Source organism: Elusimicrobiota bacterium (genome assembly GCA_016722575.1).
Lineage (GTDB): Bacteria > Elusimicrobiota > Elusimicrobia > FEN-1173 > FEN-1173 > JADKIY01.
In genome coordinates this window covers 40,753-64,934 of sequence record JADKIY010000005.1, presented here as the reverse complement: position 1 = coordinate 64,934, position 24,182 = coordinate 40,753, and the positions used below count along the sequence as shown (strand labels likewise).

Here is a 24,182-nt window from a genome sequence, read left to right as displayed (position 1 = left end):
GGCGGTTAGTCTTCGTCGCCGACTTTAAACCGCGCGAAACGCTTTACCGTCACCGGTTCGCCCACTTTCTTGGAAACGTCTTCCACGCGCTGGCGAAGGGTGGACTTGGGGTTCAAGTTGTCGGCCTGTTCCAAGAGACAAAAATCCTGGAAGAATTTCTTTAAATTGCCTTCGGCGATTTTGTCCCAGATTTTCTCCGGTTTGCCTTCGTTTTTGGCTTTTTCCCGGCCGATGGTTTTCTCTTTTTCAATCAAGTCGGCGGGAACGTCCTGGGGGTTGACCCACCGGGCGCCGTTGGCGGCGGCCTGCATGGCCAAGACTTTCCCCAATTCGGCGGCTTCGGGGGCGGCGGCGCCTTTTTCCGAGGCGGTGTTCAACTCCACCAGGGCCCCCACTTTCACGCTTTCGCTGGGGTGGATGTAAGACGCGAAAAGCCCCGACGACGGACGATCAAAGCGCGCGAAGCGCTTCAACACGATGTTTTCCCCCAGTTTGGCGGCCAGTTCCTTGACCCGTTCCTGGGGCGCGTCCGCGGCGGACGACCACGCGGGCGCGGCCGACGCGGCTTTCTGAAGAAGATCCCCCAGCAGGCCTTTGAAATCGTCCGTTCGGGCGACGAAGTCGGTTTCGCAATTGAGCTCCAAGAGAACGGCCGTTTTGCCGGCGGCGGCGATGGAAGCTTGAACGAGCCCGGCCGCGGTGGCGCGACCCGATCGCTTGGCGGCCGACGCCGCGCCTTGCTCGCGGAGAATCTGGATGGCTTTTTCAAAATCACCCTCGGTGGTGGTGAGGGCGCGTTTGCAATCCATGAGGCCCGCGCCGGTTTTGGCGCGGAGCTGCGCTACGAGATCACTGGTGACAACGGGCATGGCGGCCTCCGAATTAGGCGTTGGTGGTTTCGACCGGGACGACGGGCACGTCCGCGGCGCTGTCGGTGAGGGCGATTTCGCCTTCGGGCGCCGCGGCGTCGCCGGCGGCGGGGTCTTTGCGCTTGGCCAATTCGCGGCCTTCCAACACGCTGTCGGCCACCAGCTTGCAGAAGAGCCGGACCGAGCGGATGGCGTCGTCGTTGCCGGGCATGGGCCAGTCGATGAGGTCGGGGTCGCAGTTCGTGTCGCAGATCGAAACGATGGGGATCTCCATCCGGCGGGACTCCGTCACGGCCGTGATTTCCTGAACGGGGTCCACAATGAACAAGGCGTGGGGCAGGCTGTCCATGTTCTTGATGCCGTCCAGGGATTTCGCCAGGCGCTTGATGTCTTTTTCCCGGCGCATGGTTTCTTTTTTGGACAGGGAAGCGAACACCCCGCTTTGTTTCATGCGTTCCAATTCCTGCAGGCGTTTGGCCGATCGGCGGACGGTTTCAAAGTTGGTGAGCGTTCCGCCCAACCAGCGGTCCCGGATGAAGGGCATGCCGCAGCGGGCGGCTTCCTGGGAAATGGCTTCCCGGGCCTGTTTCTTGGTTCCGACAAAAAGAAGGGTTTTCCCGTCGGCCGCCAAATCGCGGACGTACGTCAGGGCTTTCTTGAGTTCCTTGACGGTTTTTTGCAGGTCGATGATGTGAATGTTGTTCCGGCTGCCGAAAATGTATTTGGACATTTTCGGGTTCCAGCGACGGGTTTGGTGGCCGAAATGAACCCCGGCCTCGAGCAACGCTTTCATGGATATGGACGCCATTGGTGCGAATTCCTCCTTGAATGAGACACCGGTTCGCCGAAAAAAAAACGGCCGCCGAATGCGCGACCGCCCCTTCACAGCGAGGATCCCGCCATGGAAACAGCGGGTCCGATAACCTGTGTCTGGTTTTTGCGGGGTTGGACCCCCGCTCCTCCATCCCCTTCGCTCGCCCGCCGACCCATGAACTCTGGGACCTCGACGGCCATCCGGGGATGTGTGAATTTGGGCGGCCGACAGCGCCGCCCCTGCGGTTCACAACGGTTTAATTATACCAATTGGATTCGACGAAGGCAAACAAAAAGCCCGCCCCGGCCGACGGCGCCGGGACGGGCTCTGGAAAAAGCAACGCTTATTTCGGGGTGATCTTAATGGCCACCACCGGGCAAACGCTTTCGCAGGCCATGCAGAAAATGCAGGAATCTTCTTTCGACGGATCGGCTTTCTTGGCCGACACCGGGTGTCCCGGGGTGTCCAACCAGGTGAACACGTTCTCGGGGCAGGCGTCCAGGCAGGCGCCGTCGGCGAGGCACAAATCGAAATCCACGGCGACCCAGGTGCCGTGAATGCCCAGCTTCGCGGGCTTTTCTTCGGGTCCCCAAACGGCGTGACCGGCGTGGTCGGCGAGTTTGGTTCGGTTTTTCTGAAAATCCGGATCGATGGCTGCCATGGTGCGTCTCCCTTCGGTGATCAGCGGTGGTATTGGAAAACGTAAGTGTATAACACGCTCACGGGGGTGTCAAGGTTCCATCGCCCGAGCGACGGCGATGGAAATTTCAAACAACAAATAGGTCGGAAGCGCCAGCGCCAATTGGGAAAAGACGTCCGGACCCGGGGTCACCACGGCCGACAGGATCAAGATGGCGATGAGCGCGTGCCGCCGGTAGCGGCGGAGCGTCGCCGCGCGGACAAACCCCCAGGCGGCCAGGGCGGCGATCACAACCGGAAGCTGAAACAATAGTCCGAGCCCCCCCGAGGTCCAAAGGGCGAACTCCAACACCGCGGCCACCGACAGCGTCGGTCGAAGATCGGCGGTGGCAAACCCCGTCAGGATCTTGAGCCCCACCGGAACGATCACGAACCAGCCCAACGACGCCCCCAGGAGGAACAAGAGGTAGGAAAAGGGGAGGGCGCCCAACACCACGCGCCGTTCGCTCAACGTCAGAGCGACGCCGACAAAGCGCCAGAGGTGGTAGATCAGCACGGGGGCCGAGAGAAACAACCCGAGGAGAACGGCCATTTTGAAACGAACGGCGAAGGCTTCCGTGGGGGCGAGGTAGATCATGGGCCCCACCGACCGGGCCAAGCGATGAATGACGGGGGCGGTGAGAAACCAGCCGGCCACGGACAAGGCCGCTACAGAGACCAGCGCCCAACGAAGCCGCCGCTGAATTTCGGTGAGATGGTCGACCAGCGGACGGGCCCGATCTCCCGGGGTGTCGGAGGGGCGGGCGGGGGGAGGCGCGGCGGGGGCGGTCACGGGGCGAAGCGGTGGATCAACGCGATGAAACGGTCAGGCTTTGGGGTCGTCGGAAACGCTTTTTTCGATGTCGTCGTGGCCCTCTTTCAGCCCTTGTTTGAAACCGGACAGGGCCTTCCCGAGGCTTTTGCCCAAGGCGGGCAATTTGTTGGGACCGAAAAACAACAACATGATCACGAGCACCAACAGCAATTCTTGCCAACCCATGCCGAACATAGAAGCCTCCCACCGCCACCGGGGCGGTTGCAAACAGTATACCGCTTTGAAAGGCCGTTGTTAAACTTGGCGGCTGGACAGCCGCCGGGCGATGTCCGCCAGGAGGCGACGCGCGGGAACGTCGGGCAGGGCGGTCAACGCCCCCTCGGCCTCGGCCAGCAGCTGCTGGACTTTGGCGCGGCAATCGGAGAGGACGCCGGAAGCGCGAACTCGTTCAATGAGACCCCGGATCTGTCCGTTGGGGTTTTTGAGGAGTTCGAACAGGGCCGTCCGCTCTTTGGCGGAAGGCATTCGCGCGGCGAAAAGGATGAGGGGCAAGGTCATTTTGCCGTGGGTCAGGTCGGTGTGAAGGGTTTTTCCCACCACCGCCTCCTCCCCCTCCACGTCCAGCAGATCGTCCACCACCTGGAAGGCGACGCCCATTTTTTCACCGAAAATTTCCAGCGCGTGCGCTTGCGCTTCCGTGAGCCCGGCCAACAACGCGCCCGAGCGGCAGGACGCCGCCATCAAAGAGGCCGTTTTTTTTCGAAGGAACTCGAGGTAGTCGTTTTCCGAGAGGGTGAATCGATAGCGGCTTTCATACTGGCCGATTTCCCCCTCGCACATGACCATGGTGGTTTCAGCGTAGAGCCGGAGCAATTCAGGCCGGCACAGGGCGCCGAGGCGTTGGAAGGCTTGGGCTAAAACGTAGTCGCCCAAAAGAACGGCGGCGCCCTCCCCGAATTTGACCCCGACGGTGGGGCGCTGCCGCCGCATCAAGGCGTCGTCCACCAAGTCGTCGTGAATCAGTGTGGCGATGTGGATCAATTCCACGGCGAGGGCGGTTTCCCGGACCGCCGCGGGATCCGCCGAGCCGAACCGGGAAGCCACATACACCAGCCCCGGACGGACGCGTTTGCCCGAGCCCGTGAGAACGTACTCCGTCAATTGCCCCAAAAACCCCGTTCGGTTTTTGGCGAATTCGGCGAAGGCCTTTTCCACCGCGGTCAGGAATTCCGGGAGGCCTTCGGCCCCGGGGGATTGAAGAACCGGTTCCAACACCTTGAAGACGGGAGGGACCACCAAGAAACCTAGGGGAGCACTTTCTGGACGAGGAGTAGGAACGTGTTGGGAAAGAGGCCGACGGCCGCCGTCACCACGCCGGTCAAGGCGAGGCATCCGGCGAGGGCCGGCGAGAAGGACAAGGGCGCGGGGCGCTCGTTGGGGTCAAAGAACATGGCGCGCACGATGCTGAAATAATAGGCAAAGGAGACGACGCTGTTGACGGCGGCCACCACGGCCAACCACAGGAGTCCCGGCGATTGCAGAACGGCCGAAAAGAGAGAAAACTTTCCGATGAAACCGATGAACGGGGGAACCCCGGTCAGGGACAGCATGAAAAACATCGTTGTGAGCGCCAGCGGCAGGGAGCGTTGGGCCAGGCCTTTAAAGCCGTCGATGGATTCCGTCTTCGATTCTTGCCCCATCGCCAAAACGCTCGCGAAGGCGCCCAAATTCATGAACACATAGCCGGAAAGATACACCAACACCGATCGGGCGCCGTTGTTGCCGGCGGCGGTGAAGCCCATCAGCACATACCCCATCTGGGCCACGGACGAATAAGCCAGAAGTCGTTTAACGTTGGTTTGGCGAAGGGCGGCCAAGTTCCCCACCGTCATGGTCAGGGCGCTCAGGGCGGCCAAGAGCGGGGTTAAGTGGAGGGCGCCATGATTGGGCAGAACGTGCAGGAGAAGACCGAAGGCCGCGGCCTTCGGTCCCACGGACAAATAGGCGGTCACGGGCGTGGGAGCGCCTTCATAAACGTCCGGCGCCCACATGTGAAAAGGCGCCAGGGCCAACTTGAACCCGAAACCGGCCAAAATAAAAAACAACGCGCCGGTCAACGGAAGCGCCGGAAGATCGACGGTGGCCGTGAGCAGCGCGTCGATCCGCGTTGTCCCCGTGAGGCCGTAAAGGATGGAAAAGCCGTAAATCAGGAGTCCGGCGGAGAAGGCGCCGACCAGGAAATACTTAATGGCCGCTTCGCTCGATCGTCGATCTTCCCGTAGAATTCCGGTGAGAACGAAGGAGGTCAGGCTGACCAACTCGATGGCGATCAGGAGCAGGAGAATGTCCCGGGCAGACATCATGAAAAACAACCCCACCGTGGAGAGGAGGAGAAGACCGAAAAAGGTCCCCCAGGAGAAATCTTTCCGCTGAAAAGCCGGAAAGGTGGCCGAAAAAACGGAGACCAAGCCAACCGCGATGAGGGCCAAGCCCTTCAAATAGCGGGTGGCGGCGTCGAAGGCCAGGAAATCCCAGGCGCAACCGTCGACGGTTCCCCCGAGGGCCCCGGCGGCGCCCGCCAGACCCAACGCCGCCAATAAGACCGCGGGGGCCTTGCGCCCGGGGCGGAACGCCTCCAGGAGAAACAGGGCCAGGGCCGCGGCCGTGAGGATCAGTTCGGGGACGATCGCGTTCATGCGGGACTTATCCCCCCGTCACGTGACGGATCAAATTCGTCAAGGTGGCGTCCATCATTTGAATCAAGCCGGTCGGGTATACACCGAGGAAGACCGTGAGGACCACGAGCGGGACCACGGTGACCAATTCCCGTGCGCCGATGTCTTTGAGGTGGCCTTCCCATTTCGTGTTGAAGGGACCCAGGAACACGTCTTTAATCAATTTAAGGAAAAAGGCCGCGGTGACCACGATCCCGATGACCGAGAGGGACACCCAGAGGAGCGAGGCGCGCTGGCCGAACCCGCCCAAAAAGCAGAGGAATTCGGAGACAAACCCGGCCAGCCCCGGGAGGCCCAGAGACGCCATGATTTGAATCGTCATCAGGCCCGTGTAGACCGGCAATTTGGAGCCCAAACCGCCGAAATCATCAATATTGCGCGTGTGCGCTTGGTCGTAGAGAACGCCGACCAAAAGGAAGAGGGAGCCGGTAATGATGCCGTGGTTGACCATCTGCAGGACCGCGCCCGAGAGCCCGGCCGAGGCATTCGACCCGGTGATGGCCGCCATGCCCAGGAGGCAATACCCCATGTGGTTAACGGAGGAATAGGCGACCATGCGTTTGATGTCCCGCTGATTCATGGCGCAAAAGGCCCCGTAGACGATGTTGATGAAGGCGATGACGATCAGGATCGGCATGAACCACCGGGTGGCTTCGGGCAGGATGGCGAAGGAAACGCGCAGCAACCCGTAAGTGCCCATCTTCAGCAATACGCCGGCCAGAATGACCGACACCGCCGTGGGCGCTTCCACGTGGGCCAACGGCAACCACGTGTGGAACGGGAAGGCGGGCACTTTAACGGCAAATCCGACGTAAAGGGCCAGGAAGATCCAGATGAACCGAACGCCCATGAATTTGCTGGATTGTTGGGCGAGTTGAAGGAGGTCGAAGGTGCGGGGCTCGCTGGAGAAGTAAAGGGCCAGGATCCCCAGGAGCATGAACACGCTTCCGGCCAGAGTGTAGAGGAAGAATTTGACGGCGGCGTATTCTTTCTTGGGACCCCCCCACACGCCGATCAGGAAATACATGGGCACGAGCGTCAGTTCCCAGAAAACGTAGAAAAGGAAAATGTCCAGAGAGACGAACACGCCCATCATGCCCGTTTCCAGCATCAGGAACCAGAAGAAATATTCTTTCACCCGGTTCTCGATGCCGAAGGACGCGATGACGGAAACGAGCGACAGAAGGGTGGTCAACAGCACCAGGGGCATCGACAGGCCGTCCACGCCCAGGTAGTAATGAATGTCGAAGACCGGAATCCAGGCGTGCCGTTCCACCAATTGCATTTCGGCGGTCCCGCCGTTGTAATTCAAGTAGGCCTGAATCGAGACCAGGAAGGCCGCGCCCGCGAAAGCGGTGGCGAGGGCACGGATGAGGCCCTTTTTCTCCTTCGGCATCAGTAGAATAACCGCGGACCCGATCAAGGGCAGGAAAGTGATTAGCGTCAAAGACATGGACAATACTCCTCTAGAGTTCTAAGAAATCAGCCGAAAGCGCCGACCGCCCACAGGATCATGGCAAAGACCCCCAGGGCCGCGGCGAGCAAATAGTTTTGGACGACCCCGGTTTGCAGGGAACGCAACCCCGCCCCGACCCGAAGGGCGATCCAACCGAAGCCGTTGACGAACACGCCGTCGACAATGTGGTCGTCGATCCAGCTTTTAACGCGGGACAGGAAGCGCCCGAGGGTGCCGAGGCCGTCCACGAAAAATTGATCGATGACTTCGTAATCAAAGGCCGCCAGAAAGGCGGCCGGTTTGAAGCAAAGAACGTCCACCAGCTTCAAGTAAAACGCGTCGAAATACCGGGTGCCCAGGGCGGTGTAAAGCCGGGGAAATTTTTCGGCCAATTTTTTGGGATCGGGGCTTCCCACGATGTACACCGCGTAGGCGCCGATCAACCCGAGGGTGAGCGCGGCCAGGGAGACGCCGAGGACCACCAGATGGCCGGGTTCGCTCGCCGCTTCGGTCGACGCTTCGGCCACGACTTCCGCGGCTTTGGGCACGAGCTTGGCGAAGGGCCAAATGTAGTGAAGCAGAAACCCGGAGACGATGGACAAGACCGCCAGCAACGACAACGGCAGGGTCATGGACGCCCCGCTTTCGTGGGCGTGTTGGAACCGGTGGGCGTCCCGGGGCGTGCCGATGAAGGTCAGGATCATGAGGCGGGTCATGTAAAACGTGGTGAGGAGCGCGGTGAATCCGGCGATGGCGAAAAGGACGTATTCGTGCTTTTCATACACCGCGGACAAAATGGCTTCTTTGGAGTAAAACCCCGAGGAAATATACGGAAACCCGATGATGGCCAGCCAGGCGCAGGCCATGGTGATGAACGTCACCGGCATCTTTTTCCCCAAACCGCCCATGAGGGGCATCTCGTTGGTGTGAACGGAATGAATCACGCTGCCGGCGCCCAGGAACAGCAGGGCTTTGAAAAAGGCGTGGGTCGTCAAATGGAACATCCCGGCCTGGTGGTCGCCCACGCCCATGGCCAACACCATGTAGCCCAATTGGCTGATGGTCGAGTAGGCGAGAACTTTCTTGATGTCGGTGGCGGTGATGGCGCTCAAGGCGGCGCCCAAGGCGGTCAGTCCCCCCGTCCAGGCGACGACGGTTTGGGCGATGGGCGAAAGCTCAAAGATGTAACTGAAACGGCCCAGGAGAAACACCCCGGCCGCCACCATGGTCGCCGCGTGAATCAAGGCCGATACGGGCGTCGGGCCTTCCATGGCGTCGGGGAGCCACACGTGCAAGGGCAGCTGGGCGGATTTCCCCACGGCCCCGCAGAAGAGGAGAAGCGAAATAGCCGTGGCCAGGCCCGGACCGATGGCTTGGACATGCTCGGCGCTGATGATGCCGAAGTTGGCCGTGCCCAGGGCGGTGAAGAGGAGCAACAGGCCCGCGTAGAAACCCAAATCCCCGACGCGGGTGGTGATGAAGGCTTTCCGACTGGCGTAAGCGGCGGCGGGCCGTTCGAATTCAAATCCGATCAAGAGATAAGACGACACGCCCATGAGTTCCCAGCCGATGAAGAATTGCAGGAGGTTGTTGGCCACCACCAGGATCAGCATGGCGGCGGTGAAAAAAGACAGGTAGGCGTAGTAACGGCCGAACCGGGGTTTCCCGTGTTGGTAGCCCAGGGAGTAAACTTGAACCAGGAAGGAAACCAGGGTGACCACCACCAGCATCATGGCGGCCATGCCGTCGATCATCACGCCCAATTCCATGCGGAAATTGCCCACGGTGAACCAATCCCGGGCCATTTCAAAGTAACGCCCCGTGATGCCTTCGTGCACCAGGAGATCGGCCGGGTGAAGGTATACGCCCCCCAAGATGATGCAGGACTGGATCAGACCCCAGGCGGCGACGGCGATGCCGATGAAGGCCCCTTCAAGCGGCAACCATCGGCCGAAAAAGAGGATCAGAACCGAAGCGGCCAGGGGCAGAAGCGGGATAAGGTAAGCGTGGTCGAGCATGTTAACCCTTCAACAGATTCAAGTCTTCGGACAGGACCGTTTTAAACTGTCGATAGACGGTGAGCACCAAGGCCAAGCCCACGACCGCCTCGGCCGCCGCCAGGGCGATGACGAAAATCGCGAAAGCCTGGCCCGTCGGTTGTCCCGGGTGTAAATAGCGATTGAAGGCCACCAGGTTGATGTTGGCGGCGTTGAAGATGAGCTCGATGGCGATCAGGACGCTCAAGGTGTTTCGGCGGGAAAGAGCGCCGAAAATCCCCAGAGACACCAATACGCCGCTCACCATCGTGTAGCCGAAAAGCGGGAGCATTAGGAATTCCTCTTGGAAAAATGAATGGCGCCCACCAGGGCCGCGAGCAGGACCAACGAGACGGCCTCAAAGGGAAGCAGCATGTCTCGGACCAGCATCAAACCCAACGGGGCCGACGTGGGGGCGGCCACGGTCAGTTCAATCGGTTCCGGAATCTGCTTGAACAGGGTGGACAAAAGCCCGACGAAAATAGCGGAGAGCGCCAGGCCCCAAACCCATTGCCCGTTGACCTGTTTGACAATCCAGTCCTTGGGGTTGCCCGACAAAAGGACCACAAAAAGCAGAAGCACCGTAATGCCGCCGGTGTACACCAGGATCTGGGCCACAAAGAGGAAGTCGGCCCCCAGCAGGGCAAAGAGCCCGGCCACCCCCGTGAGGCTCAAGACCAGCCAGAGGGCGCAATGGAAAATGTTTTTGACGGTCACGGCGAGGCCGGCTGGAACCAAAACCAATACCGCCAGGAACCCGAAAACGATTTTCGCGATCATGTCAGGCCACCGGGGAAGAGCCCGTCTCCGAGGCGTTGGTGGCGGGGTTGGGTCCGAGTTTCTGGCCGCGCGCGACGAAGGCCCCCAAATTTGCCCCGCTTCCGACGCCGCGGGTTGGGGGACGGAGGTTTTCCATTCCTGCATAAATTCCCCCCGGTGGGAGAAGGACAGCTCGTATTCCTTGGTGTGGTGAACCGACTTGGGTTTGGTCGGGCAGATTTCTTCGCAAAGCCGGCAGTAATTGCATTTGCCGAAGTCGATCCGGTACCAGGCCAAATCTTTCTTTTTTGTTTCTTCGTTCCGCTTGGCTTCCAACGAGATGCAGTTGGACGGGCAGGCCCGGACGCACATCTCGCAGGAAATGCAGATGTCGGGATGAAACGCCAAGGCGCCCCGGTAGCGATCGGACAGGGTCAGTTTTTCGTAGGGGTACTGAACCGTGATGGCCGGTGAAAACATGTGCCACAGGGTGATTTTGAGGCCCTTGAGCAACGCCCAGCTATTCAAGACGATGGTTTTAAAGTAGTTCATGATCGGTAAAGGAAGACCGCGCCGGCCAAGGCCACATTGACCAGGGACCAGGGGAGGAGGAATTTCCAGCAAAATTCCATCAATCGATCGACCCGAAGGCGGGGGTAGGACCAACGGAACCAGATAAAGAGGAAGACGATAAAGAAGCTTTTGGCGAAGAACCACACAAAAGAGGGAACGAAGTCCAAGAAGGGCCAGGGCGACGAGCCCCCGCCCAGGAAAAGGACGGTGCCCAACGCCGAAGCCAGAAACATGTAGGCGTATTCGGCCATGAAGAACATGGCCCACTTCATGCCGGAATATTCGGTGTGGAAGCCCGAGGTGAGTTCGGATTCCGCCTCGGCGATGTCAAAAGGCGTCCGGTTCGTTTCGGCGATGGAGCAGACGATGTAGATGATGAAAGCGATTTGGCCAATAACGGGATAGAAAATAAACCAACGCGGCAAGAACCCCATCCAGAGGCCTTTCTGGGCGTCCATCAGGCCCCCCAGCGAAAGCGTCCCGGCCCACATGACCACGGGCAAAACGGCAATCACACGGGGGATTTCGTAAGAAACCATTTGAGCCGCCGCCCGCAAACCGCCCAGGACCGAATATTTGTTGTTGGAGCTCCAGCCGGCCATCAAGAGACCGATGACCGTCAGGCCCGAAACGCCCAAAATGAAAAGCAGGCCCACGTCCAAATTGACCGCCGCCAGGCTCCCGTTGCCGAAAGGAATGGGAGCGAAGCACAGATAAGCCGGAGCCACCACAATGATCGGGGCCAGGAAGTGCAACACCCGATCCGCCCCGTCCGGGACGATGTCTTCTTTAAAAAGGAGCTTCATGCCGTCGGCGATGGTTTGGAGCGCTCCGTGCCACCAACCGACCCGCATGGGGCCCAACCGGACCTGAATGTGGGCGGCGATCTTCATTTCCCACCAGACCAGAAAGATGGGAAGCACTTGAATAAGCCCCAGCAGGATGGAGCAGGGGACCACCAAGGCCACCAGGGACGGAATCCAAGCCGGAAGGCCGTGCTTGGCCACTTGAGCGGTGAGAAATTCGAAACCCAAAGCAAAAAGGCGCGCGGGTTCCCCGATGAGGAGCGTGATTCCAAAGAGGCCGCCCAGAAGCACTCCCAACACCAGGAAAGAACGGAGGTAACGCCCTCGGATGCCTTGAGGGGTTTGATTGGGGGCCCAGGGCCCCGTGACCGCCCACGGTCCCTTGGCCATTAGCGGTCGACCTCGCCCAACACGATGTCAATGGAGCCCAAAATGGCGATCACGTCCGCCACTTTCCAACCCGTGAGAATTTCTTGAAGGGTCGCCAAATTGATGTAGGAAGGGGCTCGGAGGTGCAGGCGGTAGGGGCTCAAGCCCCCATCGGACACCAAATAGACTCCCAGAATACCACGGGCGCCTTCCAACTGGCCGTACGCCTCTCCGGCGGGCGGACGAAGGTTGGCCTTGGGCACTTTGCCCAGGATTTCGCCCGCGGGGAAGCTTTCCAAAGCCTGCTCCAAAATTCGGCAAGATTGTTCGATTTCATCCCGCCGGACCATGTAGCGGTCCCAGCAATCGCCGTTGGTCCGAACGGCCGCGTCGAATTGAAATTTCGAGTAGATCCCGTAGGGGGCGCTCTTGCGGAGGTCCAGGTTGACGCCGCTGGCGCGCAGGTTCGGACCCGTCACACCGTAGGCAATGGCTTTTTCCTTGGAAAGAACGCCGATGCCCTTGGTTCGGTCCATGAAAATGGGGTTGTAGCTCAGCAGATCATCGTATTCCTTGAGGCAGGTCTTCATGTGGGCCACAAACTTCTTGGCCTTCTCGATCCAGCCCTCGGGCACGTCGTTGGAGACCCCGCCGATGCGCACGTAGTTGTAGGTAATGCGGGCGCCGCAGAGTTGCTCAAAGAGGTCCATGATCATTTCCCGTTCGCGGCCGAAGGCGTAAAGGAAAGGGGTGAAGGCGCCGATGTCGATGCCGAAGGTCCCGATGAAAAGCAGGTGGGAGGCGATCCGGTTCAATTCCCCGGCGATGACCCGCAGATACTGGGCCCGTTCCGGGATTTCGACTTTCAGGAGTTTCTCCACCGTCAAGCAATAGGCCCAGTTGTTGAGCATGGCGCAGAGGTAGTCGTCCCGGTCCGTCAATATGATGAATTGGGAGTAAGTGCGGTTTTCGGCGAGTTTCTCCACGCCCCGGTGCAGGTAGCCCAGGTCGGGGACGGCGCCGGTCACCATTTCTCCGTCCAAACGCAGGACCACGCGCAACACGCCGTGGGTCGAAGGATGCTGGGGGCCCATGTTGAGAAGCATTTCGTGTTCGGAGATCCGCTCCATCTTGGTTTCAAAGGAGGGACCCGGCAAGAGGGAATCGGCGCGTTCGTTGACCTGGCCGGCCGGACCGGCGAGAGGCGTCGTCATTGGGCGGCTCCGTGGGCGGCCGGGGCGGCTTTGGGCAGGCCGATCTCGGACCCGTTGTCGTATTTGTCCGCCGTGTGGACGTAGTCTTTTCGCAGCGGCCAACCGTTGTAGCCTTCCCAAAGCAAAATCCGGCGAAGGTTGGGGTGGCCGTTAAACCGAATGCCGAACAAATCGTAGGTTTCCCGCTCCTGCCAATCGGCCGCCGCGTAGAGGGGCGTGAGGGAGGGGAGCGCGGGTTCGCCGTCCCGGGGGAGATCAACCTTCAGGAATATCTCGGCGGTGGGGGCGTCGGTTTGCATGAAATGGTAAACCAATTCGAATCGATTTTCTTTGACGTAATCGACGGCGGTAAAGAAATTGAGGAGGTCGAAGCGCAGGTCGTTCTTAAGGAAGGCCGCCACGTCGAAAATTTTAGCCGCGGGAACTTTGATTTGGGGCTCGTCCCCCCCCCGCACGAACTTGGGATCCGCCGACACGACGTCCTGAACGTCGGCAAAATGTTGATGCAGGGTTTGAAGGAGGGCGGCTTTTTCCACGATCATCCGACCTTGACCTTGAGGCCCGCGACGTACATCGTGTCGATTTTCTTTTGCAGGGCCAAAATGGCGTTGTGCAGGGCTTCCGGACGGGGCGGACAGCCGGGGATGTAGACGTCGACGGGGATGACGCGATCCACCCCTTTGACCACGGAGTACGAATCGAAATAGGGGCCGCCGCAATTGGCGCAGGCCCCCATGGAGATCACAAAGCGGGGTTCGGGCATCTGGTAATACAGCTTTTCGATGGCGGGAGCCATCTTTTTGGTGACGGTGCCGGCGATGATCATGAGGTCGGCTTGGCGGGGCGAAGGGCGGGGGATCACGCCGAAGCGGTTGACGTCAAACCGGGTGGAATAGGCCGCCATCATTTCAATGGCGCAACAGGCCAAACCGAAGGTCAGGGGCCAGATGCTGGATTTGCGCGTCCAGTCGACAAACAGGTCCACGGTGGTGAGGAGCAGTTCCCCGCCGGGAAGTTTATGGGAAACGCCGGGTAGTTTTTCGAAAATCAGGCCGCCCACGTCGTCACTCCCATCTCAAAGCGCCTTTTTTCCAGGCGTAGACGAGCCCGAAAAAAAGAACGCCGACAAAAAGCATGACCGCGACAAACCCTTCGACCCCCAGGGCCCGGAACTGGACCGCCCAGGGAAAAACAAAAAGCGCTTCGACGTCGAAAACCACGAACAAGAGGGCGAAAACGTAAAAACGAATGTTGGGCGAGATCCAGGCTGAGCCCACGGGCTCCATGCCGCACTCGTAGGCGGTGGTGTCTTTGGTGGTGCCGCGCTCCCGCACCAATCCCGCCGCCAGCAGGAGGACGGAGAAAAAAGTGAAGCCGATGAGCGCGAACACCAGAACCTGAAGATATTGAAACGTCACGAGGCACTCCCAATGAACAGCGAGACGACGCCCCCCCACAACGGGCGGAGCGTTAAAGACCGAAAACCGCAGGTTTGGAAAATCAACCGAAGTTCGTCCGCGGGGGGCAACGCGTCAATCGAATCCGCCAGATAACCCCCGGGCCAATGTTCGCCGAAAAAACAACGACCCAACGCCGGCAGGATGGTCCGATTATACAAACCATGCCCCCACCGTTGAAAGACCCCTTCGGGTCTCGTTAAATCCAAAAATACCAACCGGCCGCCAGGGGCCAGAACGCGCCGGGCTTCCCGCAGGACGTCCGGCAAGACGCCGCCCTTGAACAAGTTGCGCATCACGTAGGCGGACACCACGGCGTCGAACACGCCGTCCGGGAAGGGAAACGTTTTACCGTCCCCCAACACCCACGCGCCTTCGGGCCGGCGCCGCCGGGCCTCAACCAGCATGCCCGGGCTGACATCCAGCCCCACCGCCGAAGCGCCGCGCGCGGCGGCCAAAGACGCCAGCTCTCCGGTGCCGGTGCCGACGTCCAACACCCGTCGGTGTCCTTGAATTTCGGCGATCAGCGATCGCCGCCAGCGATTGTCCTGCCCGAGGCTGGCCCATCGGTTGAAGCGTCGATAACGGGGCGCCAACGGTGTAAACAGGCGCCCGATGTCCTCCGGAGTAAAAGCGGCCATGAGGAACACCGCGGGCCGGGGCCCGCCGGTGGAAAAGTTTAGAGGTCTTCGGCGCCGAGGGTTTTCTTTTTGCCCTCGTTTTGCACCTTGGTCACGGAGTCGTTGACGATGCCTTCGACTTTTTTGGACAGCGCGTCCACGTAATCGCCACCGGTGCGGAAGCCTTTTTCTTTCACCATCTTTTTGATCTTGCTGACCACGACGAGCATTTCAGCCATGATTACCTCTCTTTTTTCGGTGGCGGGGGGTTCCCGCAAAATAAGCGATCCGCGCGGCTCGGGGCCGCCGATGCAAGGCGACGTTTCGGTGTTTCGTTTAAAATTCGGGCGACCAACGGGATTCCGGTGTCGCTCCCCCGCGGTCCGGTGCCCTGCGCCGTTGAAGAAGCGTGCCCATTAAAGAAATTTGCCCGGGGAATGTCAAACGGCCGTCGAGACGCCGGCGCCGGGGGCGCAGGCCGGGCAGGTTTTTCGCCGTTCCACCACGCGCTCCCGCACGCGGCCGGAGCGGCCGTCGATCAACAGCAGTCGGTTCACGAGGGGCGCGCCCGCTCCCCAGAGAATCTTTAAAGCTTCCAGGGCCATCCAGCTCCCCACGAGCCCCGCCAGGGGGCCCACGACGCCCGCGTCGGCGCAGGAAGCGGCCAAGGCGGGATCGGGGGGTTCGGGGAAAAGGCAGCGGTAGCAGGCCGATCGTCCGGGGCGGACCGTCATGATCTGCCCTTCCCAACGAAGAACCGCCCCCCACACCAGGGGGATCCCCCGGCGCTGGGCGGCGTCGTTGACGATGTAGCGCGTGTCGAAATTGTCGGAACCGTCCAGGACCAGATCGTAATCGGACAGGAGGGGGGCGGCGTTTTTCCCCGTCAAACGAAGGCGATGTTCGGCGAGGCGGATCGCGGGGTTGAGGGCGGCCAATTTTTCCCGGGCGGAGATCGTTTTGGGACGGCCTTGGTCCGGCGTGGCGTGAAGGGGTTGTCGATGGAGGTTGGAGACGTCGACCGCGTCGTCGTCGATCAACCCGAGGGTGCCAACCCCCGCCCCGGCCAGATAAAAAGCGGCGGGAGAACCCAATCCGCCCAGCCCGACCAGGGCGACCCGGGCGGCGGCGAGCGCCTGTTGTCCCTTCCCCCCGACTTCGGGGAGGATCATTTGGCGCGCGTAGCGGGGGAGGTCGAGGTCCGTCACGGTGTTTGGGGGGATCACGCGCCCCCGGGCGAGGTTAAGCCGCGCACTCCCCGACGCCGATGTCCACTTTGAAATCGGCGTTTTCGCCCCAATCGAAGTAAAGCGAGGGGTTCTGTTCGTAGGGCGGCAACGCGGTGAATTCCTGGATTTCGGATTTGATCCGGGGTTTTCCCACGCGTTCCAGCCACTGGGCGAAGCTTTCCGCGCCCTGTTTTTCCCCTTTAAAGAGGGTCACTAGCTTTTTGACAGCGTCGGGAACCCGGCGGGCCGGTAAGGCGCCCACGGGTTGGCCGAATTTGACCTCGCCTTCCTTGGTCGATCCGCCCACCAGGACCATATAGTGAGGAACGGCCCGCTCGCCGACCTTGCGGTAGGTGCCGTAGAATCCCAAGGTCCCGATGTGGTGTTGGCCGCAGGAATTGGTGCAGCCCGATATTTTGACGTGCAACCCTTCCATGTCCGCGTCCGCTTTCAGCCCATCAACGAAAAGTCCATTCAAGGCCTTGGCCAACTCCCGGGATTTGGTCACCGCGATTTGGCAGGTGTCCGCGCCCGGGCAGCGGGTGATGTCGGAGAACCGCCCGGCGCCGGCCGCGGCCAACCCGATTTTAACCAATTCGTTGTAAAGCGCCGGAAGGTGCTCGTTTTTGACCCAGCGCAGGAGGAAGTTTTGCTCGATGGTGGTCCGCAGGCGGCCGCCGTTCAACCGGCGGGACACGTCGGCCAATTGGCGCATTTGAACGGCCGTCACGTCTCCCAAGGGGAGGACCACGGTGGCCCAGCTGTAACCGGGCTGTTTCTGGTCGGCGACGTTGGTGGATTTCCAGCGGTCGAACCCGGGCGCCGGGGAAGCCGACGGGACGCCGGTCGGGACCGGGGGCGCCGTTTCTTCGGGAACCGGGAAGGACCAATCGATCGTTCCCCCGCGCGTTCCCATCACCGCTTTTCGTTCGGCTTGGAATTTCTTTTTAAATTCCTCGGCGCCGCATTTTTTGACCAAAAATTTAATGCGGGCGTGAAGCTTGTCCTGGCGTTCGCCGTTGCGGTCGAAGAGTCGAATGACGGCCTCGATGGAGGGCAACAAAAGGTCCGCGGGGGTGAAATCCTCCAAACGAATGGCCACCTGGGGGGTGGCGCCCAGGCCGCCGCCGACGTACGTGCGAAAGCCGCGGACGCCGTTGCGGATTTCGGCCACGAAAGCCATGTCGTGAATGGCCGTCAAGGCGTAATCCTCGGCGGTGGATTCAAAAGCCATTTTGAATTTTCGGGGCAAATTGGCGCTGAGGGGGTTCCGCAAGAAGTAATGAAAGGCCGCGTCCGCGTAGGGCGCCACATCGAAAACTTCGCCCGGTTGCACGCCGGTGTAGGGATTGGCCGTGATGTTGCGAACGGTGTTTCCGCACCCTTCCCGGGGGGTCAAGCCCGATTCGGCCACACGCCGCATGACTTTCGGGGTGTCTTCCAAGGGGATCATGTGGATTTGAAGATTTTGGCGGGTCGTCCAGTGGCCGATTTTAGACGGAGCGAAGGTTTCCGTCACGTCGGCCAGGGCTTCCAATTGGTCCGGCGTCAGACGACCAAAGGGGACTTTAATGCGGATCATCTGTTTGTCGGTTTGGTTGCGGATGCCGTAAATGCCGTTGTTCAGCCGGAACCGGCGAAAATCGTCCATGTCCATGCGTCCGGCGCGAAGCTCGCGGATGTTCGTTTCAAATCGGCGGATTTCCTCTTCGACGTAATCCGGCACGGACACGGGGGTTTGGGTTTTTTGAAGCATGGCGTCTCCTTGGGTTCAGAGAACCCGGATGGGTTCTTCCTCAAACGGTTGCGTTTCTTCGGCGCGAAACCAACTGCGCGCTTCCACAAAATGACCTTGGTCCACCTTGACGATGACGTTGGACCACCCCGCCAACAGGGGCTGAGCGGCGTCGGTGGCGCTCGGTTTGGCCGGATGGTCGGGGTGGGTGTGCAGCACGCCGACCACGTCCAGCCCCGCCCGGGCGGCGTCCAATACGGCGCGGTTGAATTCCGCCGGGTCGATCACAAATTCGAATTGCCCCTGGGTGTTCACCCGGGCGCCCAGGGTGCCGGCGGCGGTGTCCAAGGTCCCCGGGTCGGCTTGGGCGCGGTGGCGAAGCAGGTTTTTTAACGGAAAGAAGCGATCGACCTGCCGCCGATCGGTTTTTTCCTGGCGGCCGATCAGCAGGCCGCACCCCTCGAAAGGATAACATTCCTCCGACCAGGCTTTCAGTTCCCCCACCAGGGATTGGCGCCAGGCCAGGGTCACAGTTCGTGGTCCTTCATGTAGTCCTCGAAATTGTCCAGGAGCTCTTCCCAGTAACGCGTGTGCAGGTAACGTTCGCCGGAATCCGGAAGAACCGTCACCAGGACCCCCTCCTCCAACCCCATGGCCACTTCAAAAACCCCTTGAAGGGCCGCCCCGCAGGAATAGCCCACCAAGACGCCCTCTTCCCGGGCCATGCGGCAGCACATTTCGTAGGCGTCTTCGGTGTAAACCGACACTTTCCGGTCATGGACCTTGGGTTCGTAGATGCCCGGAACGATGGAGGTTTCCATGTGCTTCAAGCCTTCCAGGCCGTGGAGCGGCGTGGCGGGTTCCACGGCGACCACGCGAACGTTGGGGTTGAGTTCCTTCAACCGCCGGCCGGTTCCCATGAGCGTTCCGCTGGTGCCGATCCCCGCGACGAAATGGGTCACGCGGCCTTCGGTCTGCCGCCAGACTTCCTCGGCCGTCGTTTTGTAATGGGCCTTCCAATTGTTGGGGTTGTTGTACTGGTCGGGAAGATAAAAGCGTTTGGGATCGGCGTCGTACATCCTTTGGGCTTCCCGCTGGGCCCCGTCCGAGCCTTCCAGGGGGTCGGTGTAAATCACCTTGGCGCCAAAGGCTTCGATGATCCGCTTCTTTTCCGACGCGTTTTCCGGCATGACCAATTCCACCCGATAACCCAGGGCCGCGCCGATCATGGCGTAGGCGATTCCCGTGTTTCCCGATGTGGAATCCAAGAGGACTTTGTCTTTGGTGAGCTCCCCGTTTTTGATGGCCTCCATTATCATGTTTTTGGCGGCCCGGTCTTTGACGGACCCCCCGGGATTCGTGAATTCGGCCTTGGCGTAAACTTCCACCCCGGCCGGAAGCCAGCGGGAGAGTCTTTCGAGACGAAGGAGAGGCGTGTTGCCGATGCGGTCCAGAAGACCGAGGCCCAATTGGGTGGCGGCGCTAGTCATGAACGTTAAATTTTAGGATATATGACAAAAATATCCAAATTCAACGAAGCGCGTTCAGGCCCAGCGGGCGGGGTCCACCCCGCCGGAGCTTTCGCGAACTTTCAATTCCGGCGGAAAGAGGCGGGTTTCCGGCTTCGGGGATCCGCGGTTTTCGTTGAGAGCGATGACCCGCTCGGCCGCGGCTTGGGCGATGTCTTCCAGGGGTTGGTAAACGGAGGAAAAGGTCACTTCCAAGTGGGGCATGCTGCAAACCGGCGAATCGTCGAATCCGATCAAGGCGACGTCCTCCGGGACGCGCCGATTGTGGCGCCGAAGGGATCGGTAGGAAGCGAGCATCATGATGTCGTTGGCGGCGAAAATGGCGTCCGGCCCCTTGGGCGACTCCATCCATTTGTCGGTGGTTTTCTCGGCCGCGCCGGGGTCGTAGTTCGCTTCCACCACGAAGGACTCGGGCAACTCGATTTTCGCTTCGGCCAGGGCTTGGACGTATCCCAAGTGGCGATCCCGGGAGGAAACCCACCAGCGGGAGCCGTGCAAAAAAGCGATGCGCCGGCGGCCTTGGTCGAGCAAATGCTTGGTGGCCAAATACCCGCCCCGGACGTTGTCGCAATCGAAGGAGTCCACGCCGTCGGCGCAAAAATTGACGGCGGCCAACGGCACGCCTTCGGCGCGCAATTGACGGAGGGCTTTCCCGTCCGGTGGGCCGAAGGCGGTAAAAACGAATTCCCCGACCAACCGACCTTTGTAGAGTTTGAGGGTTTGCTTGACGTCCAAGCCGTCGAAGGCCAGCAGGGTCACTTGATGGCCCGCGCCGTGGGCGGCCCGCAGGGCGCCTTTGATGATGCGAACCACGTAATCGTCCAGGGTGTTTAAAAAATTGGCGGGAAAGACGAGGCCGAGCACGGGAACCCGCCGGGCCGCCAGTCGGGCCGCCTGGGCGTTGGGAACGTAATCCGTGCGGGAGAGGTATTTTTCAATGCGCTCCCGCACGGCGGGGGCGACGTTTTTTCCCCCGGTCAATACCCGGGAGACCGTCCGCCGGGAAACCCGGAGGCGCTTGGCCAAATCTTCAAGGGAGGCAATGGGCATAATAAGGTCGTGGGCCGTTATTGCCCACGTGGGCATATCCTATCTTAATTTAAGGGTCGACGCCAGCGCGGGCCGGGCGTCAGTACTTCGGTACGGCCGAATCGATTTCGTCGGACCAGGCCGAAATGCCGCCTTTGACGTTGGTCAGCCGTCGAAAGCCCATCTGTTTTAAAACGCCGATGGCCTTTTGGCTCCGCACGCCCGACTTGCAATGAACCACGATGTCATCGGCGGTGTCCAATTCGTTGGCACGTTGGGCGATTTCGCTCAAGGGGAGGAGTTTCGCGCCGGGGATCCGGGCGATGTCCCACTCGTTGGGCTCGCGGACGTCGATCAGAACGAATTTGTCTTTCCGGTTCAGCCGGTCGGCCAGCTGCTTCACCGTGATCTCGGCCGATCCGTTGGCGGTGGCGGCCCCTTCGTTGCCGCGGCCGATGCCGCAGAACTGGTCGTAGTCGATCAATTCGGTGATCGTGGGTTTGTCCCCGCAAACGGGGCATTTGGGGTTCCGGCGGATTTTAACCTCGTCGAAGGTCATTTCCAGGGCGTTGAAAAGGAGGAGGCGACCCACCAGGGACCGGCCTTTGCCGAGGATCAACTTGATGGCTTCGGTGGCTTGAATGAGGCCGACCAATCCCGGCAGGATGCCCAAAACGCCGCCCTCCGCGCAGGACGGAACTTCGCCGGGCGGCGGCGGCTCGGGGTAGAGGCAACGGTAGCAGGGGCTTTCGGGGTCGCCGGGTTTAAACACCGTCGCCTGCCCGTCGAAACGGAAAATCGAAGCGTAGACGTTGGGTTTTTTCAGGAAGACGCAGGCGTCGTTGGTCAGATACCGCGTTTGAAAGTTGTCGGTCCCGTCGATCACGAGGTCGTGCTGGCCGATCAAATCCAGGGCAATGTCCCGGGTGAACGGCGTGTTGTACGTTTTGACGTTGACGTTGGGGTTGATGTCCCGAATGGTTTCCCGGGCGCTTTCCACCTTGAGTTTCCCCACGTCCCCCGTGCCGTGGATGACCTGGCGGTGCAAATTGGTGTGGTCCACGGTGTCAAAATCCACCAGCGTCATGTGGCCGACCCCGGCCGCGGCCAGATAGAGGGCGTTGGGGGTGCCGAGGCCGCCGGCGCCGATCAACAGGACTTTGGCGTCCATCAGTTTTTCCTGCCCCTCCACGCCCACTTCCGGCATGATGAGGTGACGCGAGTAACGCAAGACTTGTTCTTGATTGAGTTTCACCGAAGGACCTCCGACAAATCGCTGAACGAATTGATCAAGGCGTCGGGCAAAGCCGCCGCCAGTTCCTCGGCCGGGCGGAACCCGTAGGTCACCGCCACCACGGGCACTTGAGCCGCCCGGGCCGCCTGAATATCCACCAAACTGTCCCCCACCATCACCGCCCGATTCCGGGCGATGTTCGTGCGGCTCAACGCCTCCCAGAGGGGCTCCGGGGCGGGTTTTCGGGTGGGCAACGAGTCGCCCCCCAGCACCACCTGAAAAAGTTTTTCCATCCCCGCGGCCCGGAGGGTCTTCCAGGTGTGCGCCTCGGGTTTGTTGGTCACGACCGCCAAGGATTTGCCGGAAAAACGATTCAAGGTCTCCATCACGCCCGGGTAGGGCCGCGTGGTGTCGGCGCAGTGCTCCAAATAGTGTGGCAAAAATATTTCCAGGGCGCGCGCCGTTGTTTTTTCATCCATCGGGCCGGCGGCGCGCGCCAGCAACTGCCGCACGCCGTCCCCCACATACCGCTCGACCGTGGCCAGATCCAACACCGGTCGTCCCAGGGCCGTCAACGTGTGGTTGACGGAAAAGGCAATGTCCCCCCGGCTGTCCACCAGCGTTCCGTCCAAGTCGAAGAGGACGGCGTCGGCGGTCAGGAACCGCCCCGTCACAGGGCCGACAAGACCTCGGCGGCGTGTCCCTCCACCGAGACGTTCGGGAAAATTTTTCTTATGCGACGGTCCGGGCCGATGACAAAGGTCCAGCGGGCGGAGCGCCCCTTCTCTTCGTTGAGAACGCCGTAGGCCCTGGAAATGTTCCCCCCAACGTCCGACAAAAGAAGGAAGGGCAGACCGAATTTGGTTTTAAACGACCGATGGGAATCCGCGCCGTCCAAACTGACGCCCAAGACCACGGCGTTTTTTTGGCTGAAATCGGCCGCCCGGTCGCGAAAGGCGCAGGCTTCGATGGTGCAGCCCGGCGTGTCGTCTTTGGGGTAAAAATAAAGAACCACCGACTTTCCCTTGGCCGTGGTGGCCAGAAAGGTCGAGAGGATCACGGGGGTCCCCCCCTCGGTGGGAGCGGTAAAATCGGGGGCCAAATCGCCTTCTTTGAGCGTCACGAAAATCTCCTTGATCGTTTTTGCGGGGGGCGCCGTGTTCCCCGGAGCGATGAATCCAAAGGCCAAAAGCGTAAGGACGGCCCTGCCGAATCGCGGGGCCATCGGCGTTTACTTTTGGCGAATCAGAGAAAGAAATTCTTCCCGGGTGCGGGCGTCCTGGTGGAAGAGGCCGTGCATGGCGCTGGTCACCGTGGGGCTGGAGTAACTTTCCGCCCCGCGCATTTCCATGCACATGTGGCGGGCGTCGACGACCACGGCCGCGCCCAGAGGTTTGATCTTTTCCATAAGCACCTGGGCGATGTCGTTGGTCAGGCGTTCCTGTACCTGAAGGCGGCGGGAAAAGGCTTTCACCAACTTGGGGATTTTGGACAAGCCCAAAATGCGTCCGTCCGGAATGTACGCCACGTGGGCCACGCCGAAAAAAGGAAGGAGGTGGTGCTCGCACAGCGAATAAAATTTAATGTCGCGAACCACGACCATTTCGTTGTAGGACTCCTCAAACAGGGCGCCGTTGATGAGTTGGTCCACGTCGGTGTGGTAGCCCGAGGTCAATTCCAGTAGGGACTTGGCCACCCGCTGGGGGGTTCGCAGGAGGCCCTCCCGCTCGGGCGATTCCCCCAAACGGCGGAGAATCTCTTTGACCAAATCGGGGAGCGGCAGTTCGGCAAGGGGATGTTCGGTGGCGGATTTCATGGAAGCGCGTTTTAGAGGGAGCGGAAAAAGGGAACGGGGGACGGGATGGGCCGCCGGGCGGAGAACCCTTCGGTGACCCGATGCCAATGGGAAATGTCGGCTTCGCCGAGGCGCCAGCAGAGGTAAATTTCCGTTCCGTCGGGCCGGCGGGAAGGAAAATCCACCAAACCCATGTCCAAATCCTTGGGGAGGCAGCCGTGCTGGCAAACGGATTCCAGCCGGGCGTTGATTTCACCCATCAAGAACTCCACCTGGCCGCGGGCCAGAGCTTCGTCGGCAATGGAAAAGGAGGGGTTGTGGCGCCAGGTCGAAATACGGGCGTCCACGCGTCGCTTTAACTCCTTCACCTCTTCCAGCAAGGGCCGGATTTGGGGGAGGAGCTCTTGGGCTTCATCCAGCGTGAAATAACGCTGATGCATATCGATACCTTACTAAATTGTAGGCCTTTT

General features: G+C 60.6%; 28 protein-coding genes. All 28 read right to left on the bottom strand.

Going from position 1 to position 24,182, the window contains the following annotated elements; all coding sequences use genetic code 11:
• Nucleotides 1–5: 5 nt before the first annotated feature.
• The 28 genes from tsf to IPP68_09015 all read right to left on the bottom strand — a co-directional run bounded on the left by tsf (nucleotide 6) and on the right by IPP68_09015 (nucleotide 24,152).
• The gene (gene tsf / locus IPP68_09150; GenBank protein ID MBL0350526.1) at nucleotides 6–869 is read right to left on the bottom strand and encodes a translation elongation factor Ts; all 864 of its coding nucleotides are present in this window, start codon (nucleotides 867–869) and stop codon (nucleotides 6–8) included.
• A gap of 13 nt (nucleotides 870–882) precedes the next feature.
• Nucleotides 883–1,677, bottom strand: a complete 795-nt coding sequence (gene rpsB, locus IPP68_09145) for a 30S ribosomal protein S2 (GenBank protein ID MBL0350525.1) — start codon at nucleotides 1,675–1,677, stop codon at nucleotides 883–885.
• A 349-nt stretch (nucleotides 1,678–2,026) separates the two neighbouring features.
• Nucleotides 2,027–2,344 (bottom strand): ferredoxin family protein, encoded by a 318-nt coding sequence (locus IPP68_09140; GenBank protein MBL0350524.1) that lies wholly within the window; start codon nucleotides 2,342–2,344, stop codon nucleotides 2,027–2,029.
• Nucleotides 2,345–2,413: 69 nt separating this feature from the next.
• Nucleotides 2,414–3,154, bottom strand: a complete 741-nt coding sequence (tatC, locus tag IPP68_09135) for a twin-arginine translocase subunit TatC (protein MBL0350523.1) — start codon at nucleotides 3,152–3,154, stop codon at nucleotides 2,414–2,416.
• A gap of 33 nt (nucleotides 3,155–3,187) precedes the next feature.
• Nucleotides 3,188–3,370: a twin-arginine translocase TatA/TatE family subunit gene (gene tatA / locus IPP68_09130; protein MBL0350522.1), complete on the bottom strand. Its 183-nt coding sequence runs from the start codon at nucleotides 3,368–3,370 to the stop codon at nucleotides 3,188–3,190.
• Nucleotides 3,371–3,430: 60 nt separating this feature from the next.
• Nucleotides 3,431–4,432 carry a polyprenyl synthetase family protein gene (locus IPP68_09125; GenBank protein MBL0350521.1) on the bottom strand — a complete coding sequence of 334 codons (1,002 nt, stop codon included), beginning with the start codon at nucleotides 4,430–4,432 and terminating at the stop codon, nucleotides 3,431–3,433.
• A gap of 8 nt (nucleotides 4,433–4,440) precedes the next feature.
• Nucleotides 4,441–5,832: an NADH-quinone oxidoreductase subunit N gene (locus tag IPP68_09120; GenBank protein MBL0350520.1), complete on the bottom strand. Its 1,392-nt coding sequence runs from the start codon at nucleotides 5,830–5,832 to the stop codon at nucleotides 4,441–4,443.
• 7 nt (nucleotides 5,833–5,839) lie between these two features.
• Nucleotides 5,840–7,324, bottom strand: a complete 1,485-nt coding sequence (locus IPP68_09115; protein MBL0350519.1) for an NADH-quinone oxidoreductase subunit M — start codon at nucleotides 7,322–7,324, stop codon at nucleotides 5,840–5,842.
• A 29-nt stretch (nucleotides 7,325–7,353) separates the two neighbouring features.
• A complete protein-coding gene (gene nuoL, locus IPP68_09110) occupies nucleotides 7,354–9,345 on the bottom strand; it encodes an NADH-quinone oxidoreductase subunit L (GenBank protein MBL0350518.1) in 1,992 nt (663 codons plus the stop codon).
• Nucleotide 9,346: 1 nt separating this feature from the next.
• The gene (gene nuoK / locus IPP68_09105; protein MBL0350517.1) at nucleotides 9,347–9,655 is read right to left on the bottom strand and encodes an NADH-quinone oxidoreductase subunit NuoK; all 309 of its coding nucleotides are present in this window, start codon (nucleotides 9,653–9,655) and stop codon (nucleotides 9,347–9,349) included.
• Nucleotides 9,655–10,674, bottom strand: a complete 1,020-nt coding sequence (locus IPP68_09100; protein ID MBL0350516.1) for an NADH-quinone oxidoreductase subunit J — start codon at nucleotides 10,672–10,674, stop codon at nucleotides 9,655–9,657. Before IPP68_09100 ends, nuoK begins: the two co-directional genes overlap by 1 nt.
• Complete coding sequence (gene nuoH / locus IPP68_09095) at nucleotides 10,671–11,891, bottom strand: NADH-quinone oxidoreductase subunit NuoH (GenBank protein MBL0350515.1); 1,221 nt, start codon at nucleotides 11,889–11,891, stop codon at nucleotides 10,671–10,673. Before nuoH ends, IPP68_09100 begins: the two co-directional genes overlap by 4 nt.
• Nucleotides 11,891–13,000 carry an NADH-quinone oxidoreductase subunit D gene (locus tag IPP68_09090; GenBank protein ID MBL0350514.1) on the bottom strand — a complete coding sequence of 370 codons (1,110 nt, stop codon included), beginning with the start codon at nucleotides 12,998–13,000 and terminating at the stop codon, nucleotides 11,891–11,893. Before IPP68_09090 ends, nuoH begins: the two co-directional genes overlap by 1 nt.
• A gap of 80 nt (nucleotides 13,001–13,080) precedes the next feature.
• The gene (locus IPP68_09085) at nucleotides 13,081–13,620 is read right to left on the bottom strand and encodes an NADH-quinone oxidoreductase subunit C (GenBank protein ID MBL0350513.1); all 540 of its coding nucleotides are present in this window, start codon (nucleotides 13,618–13,620) and stop codon (nucleotides 13,081–13,083) included.
• Between the two features lie 2 nt (nucleotides 13,621–13,622).
• Nucleotides 13,623–14,135: an NADH-quinone oxidoreductase subunit B gene (locus IPP68_09080; protein ID MBL0350512.1), complete on the bottom strand. Its 513-nt coding sequence runs from the start codon at nucleotides 14,133–14,135 to the stop codon at nucleotides 13,623–13,625.
• Between the two features lie 13 nt (nucleotides 14,136–14,148).
• Nucleotides 14,149–14,475: an NADH-quinone oxidoreductase subunit A gene (ndhC, locus tag IPP68_09075; protein MBL0350511.1), complete on the bottom strand. Its 327-nt coding sequence runs from the start codon at nucleotides 14,473–14,475 to the stop codon at nucleotides 14,149–14,151.
• Nucleotides 14,476–14,498: 23 nt separating this feature from the next.
• Nucleotides 14,499–15,182 carry a class I SAM-dependent methyltransferase gene (locus IPP68_09070; protein MBL0350510.1) on the bottom strand — a complete coding sequence of 228 codons (684 nt, stop codon included), beginning with the start codon at nucleotides 15,180–15,182 and terminating at the stop codon, nucleotides 14,499–14,501.
• Between the two features lie 38 nt (nucleotides 15,183–15,220).
• Nucleotides 15,221–15,400 carry a hypothetical protein gene (locus tag IPP68_09065; protein ID MBL0350509.1) on the bottom strand — a complete coding sequence of 60 codons (180 nt, stop codon included), beginning with the start codon at nucleotides 15,398–15,400 and terminating at the stop codon, nucleotides 15,221–15,223.
• A 201-nt stretch (nucleotides 15,401–15,601) separates the two neighbouring features.
• On the bottom strand, nucleotides 15,602–16,387 hold the full coding sequence (locus tag IPP68_09060; GenBank protein MBL0350508.1) for a HesA/MoeB/ThiF family protein: 786 nt from the start codon (nucleotides 16,385–16,387) through the stop codon (nucleotides 15,602–15,604).
• Between the two features lie 16 nt (nucleotides 16,388–16,403).
• Nucleotides 16,404–18,146, bottom strand: coding sequence for a nitrite/sulfite reductase (locus tag IPP68_09055; GenBank protein MBL0350507.1), 1,743 nt, complete (start codon nucleotides 18,144–18,146; stop codon nucleotides 16,404–16,406).
• A 15-nt stretch (nucleotides 18,147–18,161) separates the two neighbouring features.
• On the bottom strand, nucleotides 18,162–18,656 hold the full coding sequence (locus IPP68_09050; GenBank protein ID MBL0350506.1) for a M67 family metallopeptidase: 495 nt from the start codon (nucleotides 18,654–18,656) through the stop codon (nucleotides 18,162–18,164).
• Nucleotides 18,653–19,615, bottom strand: coding sequence for a cysteine synthase family protein (locus IPP68_09045; GenBank protein MBL0350505.1), 963 nt, complete (start codon nucleotides 19,613–19,615; stop codon nucleotides 18,653–18,655). Before IPP68_09045 ends, IPP68_09050 begins: the two co-directional genes overlap by 4 nt.
• Nucleotides 19,616–19,669: 54 nt before the next feature.
• Nucleotides 19,670–20,704 carry a LacI family DNA-binding transcriptional regulator gene (locus IPP68_09040; protein ID MBL0350504.1) on the bottom strand — a complete coding sequence of 345 codons (1,035 nt, stop codon included), beginning with the start codon at nucleotides 20,702–20,704 and terminating at the stop codon, nucleotides 19,670–19,672.
• A gap of 79 nt (nucleotides 20,705–20,783) precedes the next feature.
• Complete coding sequence (moeB, locus tag IPP68_09035; protein MBL0350503.1) at nucleotides 20,784–21,890, bottom strand: molybdopterin-synthase adenylyltransferase MoeB; 1,107 nt, start codon at nucleotides 21,888–21,890, stop codon at nucleotides 20,784–20,786.
• A gap of 44 nt (nucleotides 21,891–21,934) precedes the next feature.
• Nucleotides 21,935–22,591: a phosphoglycolate phosphatase gene (gph, locus tag IPP68_09030; GenBank protein ID MBL0350502.1), complete on the bottom strand. Its 657-nt coding sequence runs from the start codon at nucleotides 22,589–22,591 to the stop codon at nucleotides 21,935–21,937.
• Nucleotides 22,588–23,142, bottom strand: a complete 555-nt coding sequence (locus IPP68_09025; protein ID MBL0350501.1) for a peroxiredoxin — start codon at nucleotides 23,140–23,142, stop codon at nucleotides 22,588–22,590. The genes gph and IPP68_09025 overlap by 4 nt, the downstream gene beginning before the upstream one ends.
• A gap of 6 nt (nucleotides 23,143–23,148) precedes the next feature.
• A complete protein-coding gene (gene folE, locus IPP68_09020) occupies nucleotides 23,149–23,733 on the bottom strand; it encodes a GTP cyclohydrolase I FolE (protein MBL0350500.1) in 585 nt (194 codons plus the stop codon).
• 11 nt (nucleotides 23,734–23,744) lie between these two features.
• Nucleotides 23,745–24,152: a DUF2203 domain-containing protein gene (locus IPP68_09015; protein MBL0350499.1), complete on the bottom strand. Its 408-nt coding sequence runs from the start codon at nucleotides 24,150–24,152 to the stop codon at nucleotides 23,745–23,747.
• Between the last annotated feature and the right edge of the window lie 30 nt (nucleotides 24,153–24,182).